General features: G+C 72.3%; 1 protein-coding gene. It reads right to left on the bottom strand.

All coding sequences use genetic code 11. From position 1 onward, the window contains the following. Positions 1-41: 41 nt before the first annotated feature. Positions 42-22,007, bottom strand: coding sequence for a type I polyketide synthase (locus JK364_RS08925; RefSeq protein ID WP_201849371.1), 21,966 nt, complete (start codon positions 22,005-22,007; stop codon positions 42-44). Between the last annotated feature and the right edge of the window lie 13 nt (positions 22,008-22,020).

Genomic DNA, 22,020 nt, shown 5'->3' with positions numbered 1-22,020 from the left:
AGATCGTGCTCATGAGTTCCATGGGTTCAGAACGCTCCCGTTCAGGAGGAGCCGAGTTCGTCGTCGAGCAGGTCGAAGAGCTCATCGTCGGTCGCGGATTCGAGGTCGTGGTCGTCGGTGTCGCCGTCGCCGGTCGCGTCCTGGGCGTCGTTCCACTTCGCCAGGAGCGCCTGGAGGCGCATGGTGATCCTGGAGCGGGTGACGCTGTCGTCCGCGGCCACCGCCAGGGCGGCTTCCAGCCGGTCGAGTTCGCCGAACACCGACGGGCCGCCGCCGTCCCCGTGCGGGAGCTCCGCGCGCAGATGGTCGGCCAGGGCATCGGGGGTCGGGTAGTCGAAGATCAGCGTGGCGGGCAGCCGGAGGCCGGTGGCCGCGCCGAGCCGGTTGCGGAGTTCGACGGCGGTGAGCGAGTCGAAGCCCAGCTCCTTGAAGGCCGCGCCGGGTTCGATGGCGGCCGCGCTGCCGTAGCCGAGCACGGTCGCCACCTGGCCGCAGACCAGGTTGATCAGGAAGCGGTCCCGTTCGGCCGCGGACATGCCCGCGAGCCGCTCGGCGAGGCTCGCCGCCTCGTCCGCCCCGCCGCCGCCACCGGCCGCGGCGCGCCGTACGGGGGTACGGATCAGCCCGCGCAGCAGCGGGGCGACCCCGGCCGTGGACTGGGCGCGCAGGGCGGCGATGTCCAGGGCGGCGGGGATCAGCACCGCGTGTCCGGCCAGGCCCGATACGTCGAACAGGGCCAGGCCCTCGGCGTTGCTCAGCGCGCCCATGCTGCCGCGGCTCATCCGCTGCCGGTCGGCGGTCGCGAGGGTCGCGGCCATGCCGCCCTCGTCCTCCCACAGGCCCCAGGCCAGGGAGACGGCGGGCAGGCCCCGGGCGCGGCGGTGCTGGGCGAGGGCGTCCAGGAAGGCGTTGGCCGCCGCGTAGTTGCCCTGCCCCGGGTTGCCGAAGACACCGGCGGCGGAGGAGAACAGCACGAACGCGGACAGGTCGAGGTCCCGGGTCAGCTCGTGCAGGTTCCAGGCCGCGTCCACCTTCGGACGCATGACGTGGGCGACGCGCTCGGGGGTGAGGGACTCGACGATCCCGTCGTCGAGCACACCCGCCGCGTGGATCACGGCGGTGAGGGGGTGATCGGCGGGGACGGACGCGATGACCTCGGCCAGGGCGGTGCGGTCGGCCGCGTCGCACGCCGCCCAGTGGGCTTCGGCGCCCAGCTCGGCGAGTTCGGCGGTGAGTTCGGCGGCGCCCGCCGCCTCCGCGCCCCGGCGGCTGGTCAGCAGCAGCTTCCGGGCGCCGCGCTCGGTCACCAGATGGCGGGCCAGCACCCCGCCCAGGGTGCCGGACGCGCCGGTGACCAGCACGGTGCCCGCCGGGTCCAGGCCGGGCACGGCCGCCTCGTCCAGGGCCGCCACCCGCGCGAGCCGCGGCGCGTGGACGACCCCGGCGCGCACGGCGAGCTGCGGCTCGTCGGTCCGCAGCGCCGCCACGAGGGCGGGGAGCCAGCCGTGGGGGGTGGCGGTGGCCGGGGTGCCGGTGGCCGGGTCGCCGTGCCCGGGGACACCACGGGCCAGGGCGCCGTGGATGTCGATGTCTCCTTGGACGTCCATGTCTCCCTGGACGTCCATGTCTCCTTGGACATCGACCAGGACGAACCGGCCCGGGTGCTCGGCCTGCGCCGAGCGCACCAGACCCCAGGCCGCGGCGTGCGTCAGATCGTCCACGCCCTCGGCCCCCTCGACGCCCTCGGCCGCTTCGGCCCCCGCGTCGTCGTCGCCCGTGGTCACGGCCACGGCCACGGCGCCTCGGGTGAGCAGGACCAGCCGGGAGTCGGCGAACCGCTCGTCGGCGAGCCACTCCTGGACCAGCGCCAGCGTCCGCCGGACGACGGTGTGCGCGGCGCCCGTGGTGTCCCCGGGCATGCCCAGGTCGGGCAGGCACGGCACCAGGACCACATCGGGCGCGATCCCTTCGGCCTCCACCGCTTCGGCGAGCGCGGGAAGCCCCGCGTACGTCTCGGCCTCGATACCGGTGTCCGCGTCCGTCAGCGCGGCCGTGAGCTTCAGATCGCCGCCGCCGAAGCCGTCCAGGACGGCCCACAGGGCGGCGTCCTCCGGCCGCTGCCGCGCCGCATGCGTGGGCAGTACGGCCCAGTCGACGCGGAACAGCGCCTCGTGGTGTGCGGTACGGGCGCCCGCGAACTGCTCGGCGTCCAGCGGCCGCAGCGCCAGCGAACCGACCGACACCACCGGGGCACCGGCCTCGTCGCTGATCTCCAGCGCCACCGCGCCGTGCCCGGCCGGGGAGACCCGCACCCGCAGCGCGGTCGCGCCGACCGCGTGCAGCCGTACGGCGTCCCACGAGAACGGCAGCCGCGCCTGGCCCGCCTCCTCGGCCGGGAAGAACCCGCCGAGCGCCACCGTGTGCAGCGCGGCGTCCAGCAGCGCGGGGTGCAGCCCGTACGCACGGGCCTCGCCCTGCCGGTCCTCGTCGAGCGCCACCTCGGCGAACACCTCGTCCCCGCGCCGCCACGCCTTGCGCAGGCCCTGGAACACCGGGCCGTAGGCGAGGCCGAGGGCGGCGAAGCCGTCGTACAGCCCGTCCACGTCCACGTCGAGCGGTTCGAGGTCGGCGGTGGCAGTGGCAGCCGTGTCAGCGGCCGGGGGCCACTCCGCCGGGGCGGTCGGGACCCCGGAGGAGCCGGAGACCATCAGCACACCGGAGGCATGCCGGATCCACGGCTCGTCGGTGGCGTCCTCCAGCCGCGAGTACACGGTCAGCGCGCGCCGCCCCTCGGGGCCGTCGGGCTCGTCCACGGCGACCCGGAGCTGCACTCCGCCGCGCTCCGGCAGGATCAGCGGCGCTTCGAGGGTCAGCTCGTCCAGCAGATCGCAGCCGACCTGGTCACCGGCCCGAACCGCGAGCTCGACCAGGGCCGTTCCGGGCAGTAGCACGGTGTCCATGACGGCGTGGTCGGCCAGCCACGGGTGGGTACGGAGCGAAAGCCGGCCCGTGAAGAGGACGCCCTCGGAGTCGGGCAGATCCACCGCCGCGCCCAGCAACGGGTGATCGGCCGCGCCGAGACCGGCCGAGGCCACATCGCCGATGGTCCCGGCGGGAGCCTCCAGCCAGTAGCGCTCGCGCTGGAAGGGGTACGTGGGCAACTCGGTGCGCTGGGCACCGGTCCCCGCGAACAACGCCTTCCAGTCCACCGCCACGCCCCGGACATGGGCCCGCGCGATGGCGGCCGTCAGCGCCTCGGCCTCGGGGCGGTCCTTGCGCAGCACGGTGGCGAAGGCGGCCGTGTCGGCGTCGGTGACGCACTCCTGGGCCATGGCGGTGAGGACACCGTCGGGGCCGAGCTCGATGAAGGTGGTGACGCCCTGGGCTTCCATCATCCGGACACCGTCCAGGAAGCGGACGGCCTCGCGGACGTGGCGCACCCAGAAGTCGGGGGTGGTGATCTCCTCGGCGGAGACCACGTTCCCGGTGAGGTTGGAGACGATCGGAATGCGCGGGGCCTCGTACGACAACCCCTCCGCAACCTCGCGGAACGCCTCCAGCATCCCGTCCATGCGCGGCGAGTGGAACGCGTGGCTCACGGTGAGTCGTTTGGTCTTACGACCCTGCGCCTCGAAACCGGCAGCGATCTCAGCCGCCGCGTCCTCGTCGCCAGCGATGACGACGGAGGTGGGACCGTTGAGCGCGGCGATCGAGACACGCTCGGTGAGCAGCGGTGTGACCTCGTCCTCGGACGCCTGCAGCGCGATCATCGCGCCACCGCCGGGCAGCTCCTGCATCAACCGCCCGCGAGCGGCCACCAGCTTCGCGGCGTCCGCGAGCGAGAGCACACCGGCCAGATGGGCGGCGGCCAGCTCACCGATGGAGTGGCCGGAGAGGAAGTCCGGCTTCAGACCCCAGGTCGCCACCAGCCGGAACAGCGCCACCTCGATGGCGAACAGCGCGGGCTGGGTGAACCCGGTCTGGTCCAGCGCCTCGGCGTCCTCCCCGAACAGCACCGTCTTCAAGGGCCGTTCGAGGTGTCCGTCCAGCTCATCGCAGACCGCGTCCAGCGCCTCCGCGAACACCGGGAAGGCGTCGTACAGCTCACGCCCCATGCCCAGCCGCTGGCTGCCCTGACCGGTGAACAGGAAGGCCACCTTGCCGCCCTCGGCCACCGCTCCCTGCGTCAGCCCGGCCACCGACTCGCCGCCCGCCAGTGCCTCCAGACCCGCGACCAGCCCAGCACGGTCCGCGCCGACCACGACCGCACGGTGGTCCAGCGCGGCGCGCGTGGTCGCGAGCGAGTAGCCGAGGTCGGTGAGCGAGACGTCGGACCGCCGGTCGAGATCGGCGAGCAGCCGCCCGGCCTGGGCGCGCAGCGCGTCGGCGTTCTTGCCGGAGAGCAGCCACGGCAGAACGGACGGCTGGGCGACCGGGGCCGTGGGAGCCTCCGTCGGTTCGGCCTCGGGGGCCTGCTCGATGATCGTGTGGGCGTTGGTGCCACTGAAGCCGAACGACGAGATCGCAGCCCGCCGGGGACGACCCGACTCCGGCCACTCCACCGACTCCTGCAACAGCGACACCGCACCCGCAGACCAGTCAATATGCGGCGACGGCTCCTGCGCATGCAACGTACGCGGCAGCACACCATGCCGCATCGACATGACGATCTTGATGATGCCCGCCACACCAGCAGCGGCCTGCGTATGCCCCATGTTCGACTTGATGGAACCAAGCAGCAACGGCCGCTCCGACTCCCGCTCCTGGCCATACGTCGCCAAAAGCGCCTGAGCCTCAATCGGGTCACCGAGACTGGTACCCGTGCCATGCGCCTCCACCGCGTCCACCTCGGACGCCGACAAACCCGCATTCGCCAACGCCTGACGGATCACCCGCTGCTGCGACGGACCATTCGGCGCCGTCAGACCATTCGACGCACCGTCCTGGTTGATCGCGCTGCCACGCACGACCGCCAGCACCGGATGGCCGTTCTTCCGCGCGTCCGACAGCCGCTCCACCAGCAGCATGCCCGCACCCTCGGACCACCCCGTACCATCCGCATCCGCCGAGAACGCCTTACACCGCCCATCAGCGGCCAACCCACGCTGACGACTGAACTCCACAAACGGCGCCGGAGTCGCCATCACCGTCACACCACCGGCCAACGCCAGCGAACACTCACCACTCCGCAACGCCTGCACCGCAAGATGCAACGCCACCAACGACGACGAACACGCCGTATCCACCGTGATCGTCGGCCCCTCAAGACCAAACGTGTACGCCAACCGACCCGAAATCACACTCGCCGCATTACCCGTACCGACGAACCCCTCCACGCCCTCCGGAAGTGCCGGCAGCGAGGACGCGTAGTCGTGGTACATCACGCCCGCGAACACGCCAGTACGGCTGCCGCGCAGCACGGCCGGGTCGATCCCGGCCCGCTCGAACGCCTCCCACGACGTCTCCAGCAGCAACCGCTGCTGCGGGTCCATGGCCAGGGCCTCACGCGGCGAGATCCCGAAGAACGCCGGGTCGAAGTGGCCCGCCCGGTCGACAAAGCCGCCCTCGCGGGAGTACGAGGTGCCCGGGTGGTCGGGGTCCGGGTGGTAGAGCCCGTCCAGATCCCAGCCACGGTCGGTGGGGAACTCGGAGATCGCGTCCCGGCCCTCCATGACCAGCCGCCACAGATCCTCCGGAGTCTCCACCCCACCCGGATAACGGCAGCCCAGACCCACGATGGCGATCGGCTCATCATCGGCGGCCGACACCACCACCGGACCCGCCACAGCAGCCGCCGCGCCGACCACCTCCGTACGCAGGAACTCCGCCAGCACCGCAGGCGTCGGGTAGTCGAAGACCAGCGTCGCGGGCAGCCGCAGCTCACTCACCGCACCCAGCGCATTCCGCAACTCCACCGCCGTCAGCGAGTCAAAGCCCAGCTCACGGAAGGAACGATGCGGTTCGACGGTGTCCAGCGAGTCATGGCCGAGTACGGCCGCGACCTGCGTACGGACCAGTTCCAGCAGGGCGTTGAGCTGCTCGGCCTCGTTCAGCCCGGCCAGCCGCCGCGCCAGCGCACCCGACGCCGCCGCACCCTCCGCCGCACGCCGCGCCGGAACCCGCACCAGCCCCCGCAGCAGCGGCGCCACCACACCGGTCGACGCCGCCTCGGCACGCATTACGGCCAGGTCCAGCCGTACGGGTACGAGCAGCGGCTCATCCGTGCGGTACGCGGCGTCGAACAGCTCCAGGCCCTCGGTGGCCGACAGCGCCACGACGCCACCCCGGCTCATCCGGGACACATCGGCCTCGTCCAACTCCCCGGTCATCCCGCTGGAGTCGGCCCACAGACCCCAGGCCAGCGAGGTACCTGCCAGGCCATGCGCCCGGCGGTGCTGAGCGAGCGCGTCCAGGTAGGCATTGGCGGCGGCGTAGTTCCCCTGGCCCGCATTGCCGAACACACCGGCGGCCGAGGAGAAGAGCACGAACGCCGACAGGTCGAGGTCGCGGGTGAGCTCGTGGAGGTTCCAGGCCGCGTCCGCCTTCGGGCGCAGCACCCCGGCCATGCGCTCGGGGGTGAGCGAACCGATCACGCCGTCGTCCAGCACGCCTGCGGTGTGCACGACCGCTGTCAGCGGGTGCTCGGCGGGGATGGTGGCGAGGGTCGCGGCGAGTGCGTCCCGGTCCGCCACGTCGCACGCCGCCCAGCGCGCCTCGGCACCCAACTCGGCCAGTTCGGTGGTGAGTTCGGTCGCGCCCGGCGCCTGGTCGCCACGGCGGCTCACCAGCAGCAGGTGCCGTACGCCGCGATCGGCCACCAGGTGGCGGGCAAACAGGCCGCCCAGCGAGCCGGACGCGCCGGTGACCAGCACCGTGCCGTCCGGGTTCCACGCGGGGGCCGCGTTGTCGGCGGCGGACGCGGCGCGGACCAGGCGTGGCGTCTTGAGGACGCCCTCCCGCACCGCGACCTCGGCCTCGCCGCTCGCGAGCACGGCGGGCACGGCGGGCAGCGCGGCCCGCGAGTCGCCGTGGCCGTGGCCGTCGAGGTCGACCAGGACGAGCCTGTCCGGGTTCTCGGCCTGAGCGGAACGCACCAGACCGCGTACGGCGGCCCCCGCCAGGTCCGTCACCGGCTCACCGGTTGCGGTGGCCACGGCCTCCGAGGTCAGCAGGACCAGACGGGAGTTCGCGAAGCGGTCGTCGGCCAGCCAGGACTGGAGGAGGTGGAGAGCTTGGGTGGTGGCGTGGTGTGCGGCTCGGGTGGGGTTCTCCCCTATCCCGCCCCTTCCCGCAACTTGGGGCTCCGCCCCAAGACCCCGGTCCTCAAACGCCGGACGGGCTGAAGATGCCGCACCTGGGCCTTCAAGTGCTGCGTCTGCAGGGGCTTGATTTGCCAGGTCCACCACGACGTAGTCCGGCAGCGCCGTTCCAGAATCGACGGCCTCGCCCAGTGCCGCAAAGTCCGCGTACGCCGTGACGCCCAGCCCGAACGCGTCCGCGCCCAGCACCGCCCAGCGGCCCTCGGCCGAGTCCGCGGGCACGGGCGTCGGCGTCCACTCCACGCGGTACAGCGACTCGCGGTACGCCGTGCGCGCGCTCTCCAGCTGCTCGGCCGACACCGGCCGCAACACCAGCGAATCCACCGACAGCACCGCACGCCCAGCACCATCAGCCACCGCCAACGACACCGCATCCGCACCGGCCGCCGACAACCGCACCCGCAGTACCGAAGCACCCACCGCGTGCAACGACACACCAGCCCACGAGAACGGCAGCCGAGCCCCGGCCTCGCCCTCGATCAGACCGCCGAGCCCGACCGCGTGCAAGGCCGAGTCCAGCAGCGCCGGATGCAGACCGAACAGCCCCGCCTCGGACTGCCCGTCCTCCGCCAGCTCCAGCTCCGCGTATACCTCGCCATCGAGCCGCCAGGCGGACCTCAGCCCCTGGAACACCGGGCCGTAGGCGAGCCCCAGGCCCGCCATGCCCTCGTAGAGACCGTCCAGCTCGACCGGCGTCGCACCCGCCGGAGGCCATACGCCCAGGTCGAACGACGCCGCCGGCGCGCCCTCCACGAGCGCACCCGAGGCGTGGCGCAGCCACGGCTCATCGGCGACCGCGTCCTCAAGCCGCGAGTACACCTCGAACGCACGACGACCGGACCCGTCCGGCTCACCCACCGACAGCTGAAGCTGAACACCACCCACCTCCGGAAGCACCAACGGCGCCTCCAGCGTCAGCTCCTCAACCTGGTCACAGCCCACCTGGTCACCCGCGCGAACCGCCAGCTCCACGAAGGCCGTACCCGGCAGCAGCACCGAACCCATCACGGCGTGATCGAGCAGCCACGGATGCGTCTGGGCCGAGATCCTCCCGGTCAGCAGCACACCATCGCCGCCCGCGAGCGGTACGGCGGCCCCCACGAGCGGATGGTCCACGGCGGCCAGCCCGAGCCCCGCCGTGCCACCGACGCCGTAGGCCGACGCCTGCGGCCAGTACCGGCGGCGCTGGAAGGCGTACGTCGGCAGATCGGTCAGCTCGACCCGAGCCACGCCCGTACCGGCGAAGACTGCCGCCCAGTCCACCGCCACACCACGGACGTACGCCCGTGCCATGGCGGCGTGGACCGACCGCGCCTCGGGCCGACCGGCCCGCAGCGCGGCGACGAATCCGGCCGCGTCGGCGTCGGTGACGCACTCCTGGGCCATGGCGGTGAGGACACCGTCGGGGCCGAGTTCGATGAAGGTGGTGACGCCCTGGGCTTCCATCGTCCGGACACCGTCCAGGAAGCGGACGGCTTCACGGACGTGGCGCACCCAGAAGTCGGGGGTGGTGATCTCCTCGGCGGACACGACCGCACCGGTCAGGTTGGACACGATCGGGATGCGCGGGGCCTCGTAGGTCAGGCCCTCCGCGACCTCTCGGAAGGCGTCCAACATGCCGTCCATGCGCGGGGAGTGGAACGCGTGGCTGACCGTGAGCCGCTTGGTCTTACGGCCCTGCGCCTCGAAACCAGAGGCGATCTCCACCGCCGCGTCCTCGTCACCCGCGATGACCACGGACGACGGGCCGTTGAGCGCGGCGATCGAGACACGCTCGGTGAGCAACGGCAGCACCTCGTCCTCCGACGCCTGCACCGCGATCATCGCGCCACCCGCCGGAAGCTCCTCCATCAGACGGCCACGAGCCGCCACCAACTTCGCCGCGTCCGCCAGCGACAGCACACCCGCCACATGCGCGGCAGCCACCTCACCAATCGAGTGGCCGGAGAGGAAGTCCGCCTTGAGACCCCACGCCCGCACCAGCCGGAACAGCGCCACCTCGATGGCGAACAGCGCGGGCTGGGTGACCCCCGTCTGGTCCAGCGCCTCGGCGTCCTCCCCGAACAGCACCGTCTTCAACGGCCGCTCAAGGTGCCCATCCAGCTCATCGCACACCGCGTCCAGCGCCTCCGCGAACACCGGGAAGGCGTCGTACAGCTCACGACCCATCCCCAGCCGCTGGCTCCCCTGCCCGGTGAACAGGAACGCCACCTTGCCACCGGCAGCCGCCCCCTGGATCACCTCCGCGCCGGACTCGCCGCGTGCCAGGGCGTCCAGACCGCGCAGGAAACCCTCGCGGTCGTCGGCCACCAGCACCGCGCGGTGGTCCAGCGCGGCGCGCGTGGTCGCGAGCGAGTAGCCGAGGTCGGCCGGGGCGAGTTCCGGCCGCTCGTCCAGGTAGGAACGAAGACGCCCGGCCTGCGCACGCAGCGCGTCGGCGGTCTTCGCCGACAGCGGCCACGACGTCACACCAGGCGCCGTCGCCACCTCACGCGGGGCCTCGGCCTCGCTGATGACCGGAGCCTGCTCGATGATCGTGTGCGCATTCGTCCCGCTGAAGCCGAACGACGAGATCGCAGCCCTCCGGGGACGCCCGGACTCCGGCCACTCCACCGACTCCTGCAACAGCGACACCGCACCCGCAGACCAGTCAATATGCGGCGACGGCTCCTGCGCATGCAACGTACGCGGCAGCACACCATGCCGCATCGACATGACGATCTTGATGATGCCCGCCACACCGGCAGCGGCCTGCGTATGCCCCATGTTCGACTTGATGGAACCCAGCAGCAACGGCCGCTCCGACTCCCGCTCCTGGCCATACGTCGCCATAAGCGCCTGCGCCTCGATCGGGTCACCGAGACTGGTACCCGTGCCATGCGCCTCCACCGCGTCCACCTCGGACGCCGACAAACCCGCATTCGCCAACGCCTGACGAATCACCCGCTGCTGCGACGGACCATTCGGCGCCGTCAGACCATTCGACGCACCATCCTGGTTGATCGCGCTGCCACGCACGACCGCCAGCACCGGATGGCCGTTCTTCCGCGCGTCCGACAGCCGCTCCACCAGCAGCATGCCCGCACCCTCGGACCACCCCGTACCATCCGCATCCGCCGAGAACGCCTTGCAGCGCCCATCAGCGGCCAACCCACGCTGACGGCTGAACTCCACAAACGGCGCCGGAGTCGCCATCACCGTCACACCACCGGCCAACGCCAGCGAACACTCACCGTTCCGCAACGCCTGCACCGCAAGATGCAACGCCACCAACGACGACGAACACGCCGTATCCACCGTGATCGTCGGCCCCTCAAGACCAAACGTGTACGCCAACCGCCCCGAAATCACACTCGCCGCATTACCCGTACCGAGGAAGCCTTCGACGCCCTCGGGCACCCGCTCCAGCAGCGAGGCGTAGTCGTGGTACATGACGCCCGCGAACACACCGGTACGGCTGCCGCGCAGCACACCCGGGTCGATCCCGGCCCGCTCGAACGCCTCCCACGACGTCTCCAACAGCAACCGCTGCTGCGGGTCCATGGCCAGGGCCTCACGCGGCGAGATCCCGAAGAACGCCGGGTCGAAGTGGCCCGCCCGGTCGACAAAGCCGCCCTCGCGGGCGTAGCTCGTTCCGCTGTGGTCCGGGTCCTCGTGGTAGAGCGCCGCGAGGTCCCAGCCACGGTCGGTGGGGAACTCGGAGATCGCGTCCCGGCCCTCCATGACCAGCCGCCACAGATCCTCCGGAGTCTCCACCCCACCCGGATAACGGCAACCCAGACCCACGATGGCGATCGGCTCATCATCGGCCGCCGACACCACCACCGGCCCCGCCACAGCAGCCGCAGCCCCCACAACCTCCGTACGCAGGAACTCCGCCAGCACCGCAGGCGTCGGATAGTCGAAGACCAGCGTCGCGGGCAGCCGCAGCTCACTCACCGCACCCAGCGCATTCCGCAACTCCACCGCCGTCAGCGAGTCAAAGCCCAGCTCACGGAAGGAACGGTCGGGCTCGACCGTCTCCGGACCGGCGTATCCGAGCACCGCCGCGACGTTCGTACGGACCAGCTCCAGCAGCACATCGAGCTGCTCGGCCTCGCTCAGCCCGGCCAGCCGCCACGCCAGCGCACCCGACGCCGCCGCACCCTCCGCCGCACGCCGCGCCGGAACCCGCACCAGCCCACGGAACAGCGGCGCCAGCGCACCGCTGCCCGCCTGCGCCCGGAGCGCGGCCATGTCCAGCGACATCGGCACCAGCACCGCCTCGCCGAGGCGGCCCGCGACGTCGAACAGTTCCAGACCCTCGGTCGCGGAGAGCGCGAGAACACCGCCCCGGCTCATCCGGGACACATCCGCGTCGTCCAGCTCACCGGTCATCCCGCTGGAGTCGGCCCACAGACCCCAGGCCAGCGAGGTGGCGGGCAGACCGCGCGCCGCACGGTGCTGGGCGAGGGCGTCCAGGAAGGCGTTGGCGGCGGCGTAGTTGCCCTGACCCGCATTCCCGAACACACCGGCGGCCGAAGAGAAGAGAACGAACGCCGACAGGTCCAGCTCGCGGGTCAGCTCATGCAGATTCCACGCCGCGTCCACCTTCGGACGCAGCACCCGCTCCAACCGCTCCGGCGACAGCGAACCGATCACACCGTCATCCAGCACACCGGCCGTGTGCACCACGCCCGTCAGCGGGCGCTCCGCCGGAATCCCCGCCAGCGTCTCGGCCAGCGCGTCACGATCGGCGACATCACATGCCGCCCAGTTCACGTTCGCGCCCAGCTCGGCCAGTTCGGCGGTCAGTTCGGGCGCGCCCGGGGCCTCGTCACCACGACGGCTCACCAGCAGCAGATGCCGTACGCCACGCTCCACCACCAGATGCCGCGCCAGCAGACCACCCAGCGTGCCGCTCGCACCCGTGACCAGCACCGTGCCCTCGGCGTCGAACTCCGCCGCCTCGTCACCGGAGCCGGTAGCGGCGGCCCGCGCCAGGCGCGGCGCCCGCAGCACCCCGTCCCGTACGGCCACCTGGGGCTCGCCCGACGCCAGCGCGTCCGGCACCGACGTCAGCGACTCGGCCGCGCCATCCACGTCCACCAGCACGAACCGGCCCGGGTTCTCCGACTCCGCCGAGCGCACCAGACCCCAGACGGCGGCATGAGCCAGATCGGCTACCGGCTCATCCGCACCGGCCGCCACGGCACCCGAGGTCAGGACGACCAGGCGCGAGTTGGTGAGACGGTCGTCCGCCAGCCACTGCTGCAGCAGGCTCAGCGCCTGGCCGGTGGCCCGGTGCGCCGCGTCGGTGGGTGATTCCCCAGTCCCGCCCCTTCCCGCAACCTGGGGCAAGCCCCAGGACCCCGGACGCCCTTCGGGCGTGTCCTCAATCGCCGGACGGGCTTGATTTGCCGCAGCAAGGTTCGAGGACAGGACGACCACCACATCATCCGGCAACGCTGTGGCGTCGGACTCCACCGCCGTGGCCAGCGCCTCCAGATCGGCGTACGCGTCGAACCGCAGCCCAGCCGACGCCAGGCCGAGGACGTCGGACCCCAGCAGCGCACAGCGTCCGGCCGCGCCCTGCGCCGACACCTCGGCCCAATCCAGCCGGTACAGCGACTCCTGGCGGCCACCCCGCGCACCCTGGATCTGCTCCACCGACACCGGCCGCAGCACGAGCGAATCCACCGACAGCACCGCACGCCCAGCACCATCCGCCACCGCCAACGACACCGCACCCGCACCCGCACCCGCACCCGCCGACGACAACCGCACCCGCAACACCGAAGCACCCACCGCATGCAACGACACACCAGCCCACGAGAACGGCAACCGAGCCCCGCCCTCACCCTCACCCTCGATCAGACCACCGAGCCCCACCGCATGCAGCGCCGAATCCAACAGCGCCGGATGCAGACCAAACGCACCCGCCTCGCCCCGCGCACCCTCCACCAGCTCCAACTCCGCGTAGACCTCATCGCCCAACCGCCAAGCGGACCTCAGCCCCTGGAACACCGGGCCATAGGCGAGCCCCAGACCCGCCATGCCCTCGTAAAGACCGTCCAGCTCGACCGGCGTCGCACCGGCCGGAGGCCATACGCCCAGGTCGAACGACGCCGCCGGCGCGCCCTCCACGAGCGCACCCGAGGCGTGGCGCAGCCACGGCTCATCGGCGACCGCGTCCTCGAACCGCGAGTACACCTCGAACGCACGACGACCGGACCCGTCCGGCGCACCCACCGACAGCTGAAGCTGAACACCGCCCACCTCCGGAAGCACCAGCGGCGCCTCCAGCGTCAGCTCCTCCAGCAGATCACAGCCCACCTGGTCACCCGCGCGAACCGCCAGCTCAACGAAGGCCGTACCCGGCAGCAACACCGAACCCATCACGGCGTGGTCCGCCAGCCACGGATGCGTGTCGAGTCCCAGGCGCCCCGTGAGCAGCAGTCCCTCGCCACCGGCCAGCGGCACGGCGGCTCCGACCAGCGGATGGTCGACGGTCGCCAGCCCCAGCCCGGCCGTACCACCCACGGTGGCCGGGAGCTCGGGCCAGTAGCGCGCGTACTGGAAGGCGTACGTCGGCAGCTCCACCCGAGCCGCGCCCGTACCGGCGAAGACAGTCGCCCAGTCCACCGCCACACCACGCACATGGGCGCGCGCGAGGGCCTTGGTCAGCGTCTCGGCCTCGGACCTGCCCTTGCGCAGGGCCGAGACGAACGCGGCATCCTCACCAGTGACACACTGCTGCGCCATCGCGGTGAGCACACCGTCCGGGCCCAGCTCGACAAAGGTGGAGACACCCTCGGCTTCCAGGGTCCGCACGCCGTCGAGGAAGCGCACGGCCTCGCGGACATGGCGCACCCAGAAGTCGGCGGTCGTGATCTCCTCGGCGGAGACCAGCTCGCCCGTCAGGTTGGAGACGATCGGAATGCGCGGGGCCTCGTACGTCAGCCCCTGCGCCACCTCGCGGAACGCCTCCAACATGCCGTCCATGCGCGGCGAGTGGAACGCGTGGCTCACGGTGAGCCGCTTGGTCTTACGGCCCCGCGCCTCGAAACCAGAGGCGATCTCCACCGCCGCGTCCTCATCACCCGCGATGACCACCGACGACGGCCCGTTGAGCGCGGCAATCGACACGCGCTCGGTCAGCAGCGGCGCCACCTCGTCCTCGGACGCCTGCACGGCGATCATCGCGCCACCGGCCGGAAGCGCCTGCATCAGACGGCCACGCGCCGCCACCAACTTCGCCGCGTCCGCCAGCGACAGCACACCCGCCACATGCGCGGCGGCCAGCTCACCAATCGAGTGACCGGACAGGAAGTCCGCACGCAGACCCCACGTCTCGACCAGCCGGAACAGCGCCACCTCAATCGCGAAGAGCGCGGGCTGGGTGAACCCGGTCTGGTCCAGCTCCGCCGCGTCCTCGCCGAACAGCACATCCCGCAGCGGCCGTTCCAGACGCGCGTCCAGTTCCGCACACACCGCGTCCAGCGCCTCGGCGAACACCGGATAGGCGTCGTACAGCTCACGACCCATCCCCAGCCGCTGACTCCCCTGCCCCGTGAACAGGAACGCCACCTTGCCACCGGCCACCGAACCCTGAACGAGCGCCGCGGCGCGACGCCCCTCGGCCAGCGCCCCCAGAGCCGTCAGCAGCCCGTCCCGGTCCTCGGCCACCACCACCGCACGGTGGTCGAACGCCGATCGGCCGGTCACCAGCGAGTGGCCCAGGTCGACCGCGCCCAGCTCGGGCCGGTCCGCCGCATGGGCGACCAGCCGCTCGGCCTGGGCCCGCAGGGCGGCCGCGCTGCGGCCGGACAGCACCCACGGCACCACACCCGGAGCCACCACACCGGAGGGGGCCTCAGCCGCCTCCACCACCGGCGCCTGCTCGATGATCGTGTGCACATTCGTGCCGCTGATGCCGAACGACGACACACCCGCGCGGCGCGGACGGCCGCTCTCCGGCCACTCCACCTGCTCCGTCAGCAGCGAGACGGCCCCCGCCGACCAGTCCACATGCGGCGACGGCTCGTCCGCGTGCAGGGTCCTCGGCAGCACCCCGTGCCGCATGGCGAGGACCATCTTCATGATGCCCGCGACACCGGCGGCGGCCTGGGTGTGGCCCATGTTCGACTTGATGGAGCCGAGCAGCAACGGCCGCTCGGCGTCCCGCTCCTGGCCGTACGTGGCCAGCAGCGCCTGCGCCTCGATCGGGTCGCCCAGCGTCGTGCCCGTACCGTGCGCCTCGACCGCGTCCACATCGCCGACCGACAGACCCGCGGCGGCCAGCGCCTGCCGGATGACGCGCTGCTGGGACGGGCCGTTCGGCGCCGTCAGGCCATTGCTCGCGCCGTCCTGGTTCACGGCGCTGCCGCGCACCACCGCCAGCACCGGGTGGCCGTTCCTGCGCGCGTCCGACAGCCGCTCGACCAGCAGCATGCCCGCGCCCTCGGCCCAGCCCGTGCCGTCCGCGTCCGCCGAGAACGCCTTGCAGCGGCCGTCGGCGGACAGGCCGCCCTGACGGCTGAAGCCGACGAACGTGCCGGGGGTCGCCATCACCGTGACACCACCGGCCAGCGCCATCGTGCATTCGCCCGAGCGCAGCGCCTGCATCGCCCAGTGCAGCGCCACCAGCGACGACGAGCACGCCGTGTCGACGGTGACGGCCGGGCCCTCCAGACCGAGGGCGTAGGCGACGCGGCCCGAGGCGATGGAGCCCGTGCTGCCGGAGCCGATCGCGCCCTCGCCGCCACCGTCCGGGGCCTGCTCAACGAGCGTGGCGTAGTCGTGGTACATCACACCCGCGAACACACCGGTACGGCTGCCGCGCAGCGTGGCCGGGTCGATGCCCGCGCGCTCGAACGCCTCCCACGACGTCTCCAGCAGCAGCCGCTGCTGCGGATCGGTGGCGACGGCCTCGCGCGGCGAGATTCCGAAGAAGGTGGGATCGAAGTCGGCGGCGTCGTGGAGGAAACCGCCCTCGCGGGTGTACGAGGTGCCGGGGTGCTCCGGGTCCGGGTGGTAGAGCGCGTCCAGGTCCCAGCCACGGTCCACGGGGAAGCCGGAGATCGCGTCCTGGCCGGAGGACAGCAGCCGCCACAGATCCTCGGGGGTGCGCACCCCGCCCGGGAAGCGGCAGCTCATGCCCACGATGGCGATCGGCTCGTCGTCGAGCGCGCCCACGGTCGACACCGGCAGGCCCGACTGGGCGCGGGTGCCGGCCAGTTCGTCCCGGAGGTGTTCGGCCAGGACAAGGGAGGTCGGGTAGTCGAAGACCAGGGTGGCGGGGAGCCGGAGCCCGGTGACCGCGTTCACGCGGTTGCGCAGTTCGACGGCGGTCAGCGAGTCGAAGCCCAGGTCGCGGAAGGCGCGGTCGGGGTCCACGGAGTCGGCGGTGGCATAGCCCAGGACGGCCGCGACCTGGGTACGGACCAGCTCCAGCAGCGTCTCCAGCCGCTCGGTCTCGTTCAGCCGGGCCAGCCGCTGCGCCAGGGCGCCCGTTCCGGCGGAGCCCTCCGCCGTACGCCGCGCCGGGACCCGCACCAGCCCGGACATCAGCGGGGCCACCACACCGGTGGACGCCGCCTCGGCCCGTGCCGCCGCCAGGTCGAGACGCACCGGTACGAGCAGCGCCTCGCCCGCCCGTCCGGCCGCGTCGAACAGCTCCTTGCCCTCGTCGGTGGCGAGCGCGGCGACGCCGCCCCGGCTCATCCGGGACACATCGGCCTGGTCCAGCCCACCGGTCATCCCGCTGGAGTCGGCCCACAGACCCCAGGCCAGCGAGGTGCCGGGCAGGCCGAGCGCCGTACGGTGCTGGGCCAGCGCGTCCACATAGGCGTTGGCGGCGGCGTAGTTGCCCTGTCCGGCGGCGCCGAAGACACCGGCGGCGGAGGAGAAGAGAACGAACGCCGACAGGTCCAGGTCGCGGGTCAGCTCATGCAGGTTCCAGGCCGCGTCCACCTTTGGACGCAGCACCCCGGCCATGCGCTCGGGGGTGAGCGAACCGATCACACCGTCGTCCAGCACACCGGCCGTGTGCACCACGCCCGTCAGCGGGTGCTCCGCCGGAATCCCCGCCAGCACCTCGGCCAGCGCACCACGATCGGCGACATCACACGCCGCCCAGTTCACGTTCGCGCCCAGCTCGGCCAGTTCGGCGGTCAGTTCGGGCGCGCCCGGGGCCTCGTCACCACGGCGACTGACCAGCAGCAGATGCCGTACGCCGCGCTCCACTACCAGGTGGCGGGCGAACAGCGCGCCCAGCGTGCCGCTCGCGCCGGTGACCAGCACCGTGCCCTCGGCGTCGAACTCCGCCGCCTCGTCACCGGAGCCGGTAGCGGCGGCCCGCGCCAGGCGCGGCGCCCGCAGCACCCCCTCCCGTACGGCCACCTGCGGCTCGCCCGACGCCAACGCGTCCGACACCGCCGCCAGCGAATCAGCCGCGCCATCCACGTCCACCAGGACGAACCGGCCCGGGTTCTCCGACTCGGCCGAGCGCACCAGGCCCCAGACGGCGGCATGGGCCAGATCGGCCACCGGCTCATCCGCACCGGCGGCCACGGCACCCGAGGTCAACACGACCAGGCGCGAGTTGGTGAAACGGTCGTCCGCCAGCCACTGCTGCAGCAGGCTCAGCGCCTGGGCGGTGGCGCGGTGCGCCGTGTCGGTGGGTGATTCCCCAGTCCCGCCCCTTCCCGCAACCTGGGGCAAGCCCCAGGACCCCGGACGCCCTTCGGGCGTGTCCTCAATCGCCGGACGGGCTTGATTTGCCCCACCCGCCGGGCCGGCTTGAGAAGCCGCAGCAGCGTGCGACGCCACAACGTTCCCGGGCAGGACGACCACCACATCATCCGGCAGCGCGGCGCCGGACTCGACCGCCGTGGCCAGCGCGTCCAGGTCGGCGTACGTGTCGAACCGCTGCCCAGCCGCCGACGCCAGGCCGAAGGCGTCGGACCCCAGCAGCGCACAGCGTCCGGCCGCGCCCTGCGCGGACACCTCGGCCCAGTCGAGCCGGTACAGCGACTCCTGGCGGCCACCCCGCGCACCCTGGATCTGCTCCACCGACACCGGCCGCAACACCAACGAATCCACCGACAACACCGCACGCCCGGCACCATCAGCCACCGCCAACGACACCGCACCCGCACCCGCCGCCGACAACCGCACCCGCAACACCGAAGCACCCACCGCATGCAACGACACACCAGCCCACGAGAACGGCAACCGAGCCCCGCCCTCACCCTCACCCCCGATCAGACCACCCAACCCCACCGCATGCAGCGCCGAATCCAACAGCGCCGGATGCAGACCAAACGCACCCGCCTCGCCCCGCGCACCCTCCGACAGCTCCAACTCCGCGTAGACCTCATCGCCCAACCGCCAGGCAGACGTCAGCCCCCGGAACACCGGGCCGTACGCCAGACCTGCCTCGGCCAGGCCCTCGTACAGGCCCTCGACCGGCAGCGCCGACGCCCCCGCCGGGGGCCACGCCGCCAGGTCGAACGACGCCGTGGGCGCGCCCGAGCCCAGCACACCCGACGCATGCCGCATCCACGGCTCGTCGACCGCCGCGTCCTCGGACCGCGAATACACCGTCAGCGAGCGCCGCCCCGAACCGTCGGGCGCGCCCACCGAGAGCTGGAGCTGGACACCGCCCGCCTCGGGAAGCACCAGCGGCGCCTCCAGCGTCAGCTCCTCCAGCAGATCACAACCGACCTGGTCACCGGCGCGTATCGCGAGCTCCACGAAGGCCGTACCAGGCAGCAGCACCGAGCCCGCCACCGTGTGATCGGCCAGCCACGGATGGGTGTCCAGGGCGAGCCGGCCGGTGTAGAGGAAGCCGTCGGAGTCGGCGAGCGCCACCGCCGCGCCCAGCAGCGGATGGTCGGCCACGCCGAGCCCGGCGGACGCCATGTCGCCCGCCCAGTGGCCGATGTCGAGCCAGTAGGCCTCGCGCTGGAAGGGGTAGAGCGGAAGGTCGGTGCGGGCCGTGTCCGTCGTGGCGAACACCGCCGCCCAGTCCGGGGAGACACCGTGGACATGTGCCCCGGCGACGGCGGTGGCCAGGCTCTGGAGCTCCGGGCGGCCGGAGCGCAGCGCGGACACAAGGGTGGCGTCGTCGCGGGTCAGGCAGTCCTGGGCCATGGCGGTGAGCACACCGTCCGGGCCCAGCTCCACGAACGTCGTGACGTTGCGCTCCTCCAGCGTCCGTACGCCATCGAGGAAGCGGACGGCCTCGCGGACATGGCGCACCCAGAAGTCCGCCGTCGTGATCTCCTCGGCTGACACCACGCCACCGGTCAGATTCGACACGATCGGAATCTTCGGAGCCTCGTACGACAGCCCCCGCGCCACCTGACGGAACGCCTCCAGCATCCCGTCCATACGCGGCGAATGGAACGCGTGGCTCACCGTGAGCCGCTTGGTCTTACGGCCCTGCGCCTCGAAGCCAGAGGCGATCTCCAACGCCGCGTCCTCGTCACCCGCGATGACCACCGACGACGGCCCGTTGAGCGCGGCGATCGACACGCGCTCGCCGAGCAGCGGCGCCACCTCGTCCTCCGACGCCTGGATGGCAATCATCGCGCCACCCGCCGGAAGCTCCTGCATCAACCGCCCACGCGCCGCCACCAACTTCGCCGCGTCCGCCAGCGACAACACACCCGCCACATGCGCGGCGGCCAGCTCACCGATCGAATGACCCGAGAGGAAATCGGGCCGCAGCCCCCACGCCTCCGAAACCAACCGGAACAACGCCACCTCAACCGCGAACAACGCGGGCTGAGTGAACCCCGTCCGATCCAGCGCCTCGGCGTCCTCCCCGAACAGGACATCCTTCAAAGGACGTTCGAGATGTGCGTCCAGCTCCGCGCACACCGCGTCCAGCGCCTCCGCGAACACCGGATAGGACGCGTACAGCTCACGCCCCATCCCCAGCCGCTGGCTCCCCTGCCCCGTGAACAGGAACGCCACCTTGCCGCTCGCGACCTTGCCCTCGACCAGCCCGGTCGCGGGCTCTTCACGGGACAGCGCGTCAAGGGCCCGTATCAGGCCCTCGCGGTCGTCGGCGACGATCGCGGCCCGGTGCTCGAAGGCGGCCCGGCCGATGGCCAGCGAGAAGCCGACGTCAGTGAGGCGCTGTTCGGGGTGGGCCTCGAGGTGGGCGCGCAGGTTGGCGGCCTGGGCGCGCAGCGCGGGGCGGCTCTTGGCGGCCACGGTCCACAGCGGCAGCGCGGTGGCGTGGGCCTCGGCGGCCGGGGCCGGGGCGTCGTCGGCCGTCTTCGCGGCCGCTGCCTCCTCCGGCTCCGGCGCCTGCTCCAGGATGGTGTGCGCGTTGGTGCCGCTGATGCCGAACGAGGACACCGCGGCCCGGCGCGGCTGCCCGGTGTCGGGCCAGGCGCGCCCCTCGGTCAGCAGCGAGACGGCGCCCGCCGACCAGTCGACGTTGGGGGTGGGCTGGTCGACGTGCAGGGTCCGCGGCAGCACCCCGTGGCGCATCGCCATGACCATCTTGATGATGCCCGCGACACCGGCGGCGGCCTGGGTGTGCCCGATGTTGGACTTGATGGAGCCCAGCCACAGCGGCTGGTCCTCGTTGTGGTTGCGCCCGTACGTGGCGAGCAGGGCCTGCGCCTCGATGGGGTCGCCGAGGGTGGTGCCGGTGCCGTGGGCCTCGACCACGTCGATCTGGCCCGGGGCGAGCCGGGCGGCGGCCAGGGCCTGGCGGATGACGCGCTGCTGCGAGGGGCCGTTGGGCGCGGTCAGCCCGCTGCTGGCGCCGTCCTGGTTGATGGCGCTGCCACGGACGACGGCCAGCACCTGGTGGCCGTTGGCGCGGGCGTCGGAGAGCCGCTCCAGCAGCAGCATGCCGGCGCCCTCGCCCCAGCCGGTGCCGTCCGCCGCCGCCGCGAAGGACTTGCAGCGGCCGTCCGCCGCGAGTCCGCGCTGGCGGCTGAACTCGGTGAAGGTGCCGGGGGTGGACATGACGGTGACACCGCCGGCCAGGGCCAGCGAGCACTCCCTGCGGCGCAGCGCCTGCGCGGCGAAGTGCAGGGCGACCAGGGAGGACGAGCAGGCCGTGTCGATGGTGACGGCCGGCCCCTCCAGGCCGAAGGTGTAGGCGACGCGGCCGGAGGCGATGGAGCCGGAGCTGCCGTTGCCGAGGAAGCCCTCGACGTCCTCGGGCGCGGAGAAGAGCCGGGAGGCGTAGTCGTGGTACATCACGCCCGCGAACACACCGGTCTGGCTGCCCTGGAGGGTGGTCGGGTCGATGCCCGCGCGCTCGAACGCCTCCCAGGAGGTCTCCAGCAGCAGCCGCTGCTGCGGGTCCATGGCCAGGGCCTCGCGCGGCGAGATGCCGAAGAACGCCGGGTCGAAGTCGGCCGCGTCGTGGAGGAATCCGCCCTCGTGGACGTACGGCTCCTGGCCGCTGTCCGGGTCCGGCTCGAAGAGGACGTCGGTGGCCCAGCCGCGGTTGGTGGGGTACGGCGTGGCCGCGTCACCGCCGCGGGCGACGAGCTGCCACAGCTCCTCGGGGGTGCTGACCCCGCCGGGGTAGCGGCAGCTCATCGCCACGATGGCGATGGGCTCCTGCTCGCGCTCCTCGACCTCGCGCAGCCGCCGCCGCGCCTCGCGCAGGTCGGTGGTGGCCCGCTTGAGGTAGTCGAGGTACTTCTCTTCGTTCGCCGTCGCCATTACGCCGTCCCCG

The organism is Streptomyces endocoffeicus, assembly GCF_016741935.1.
GTDB lineage: Bacteria > Actinomycetota > Actinomycetes > Streptomycetales > Streptomycetaceae > Streptomyces > Streptomyces endocoffeicus.
Note: the sequence above shows the minus strand (reverse complement) of the source record. Positions and strands in the feature narration are given on the sequence as shown.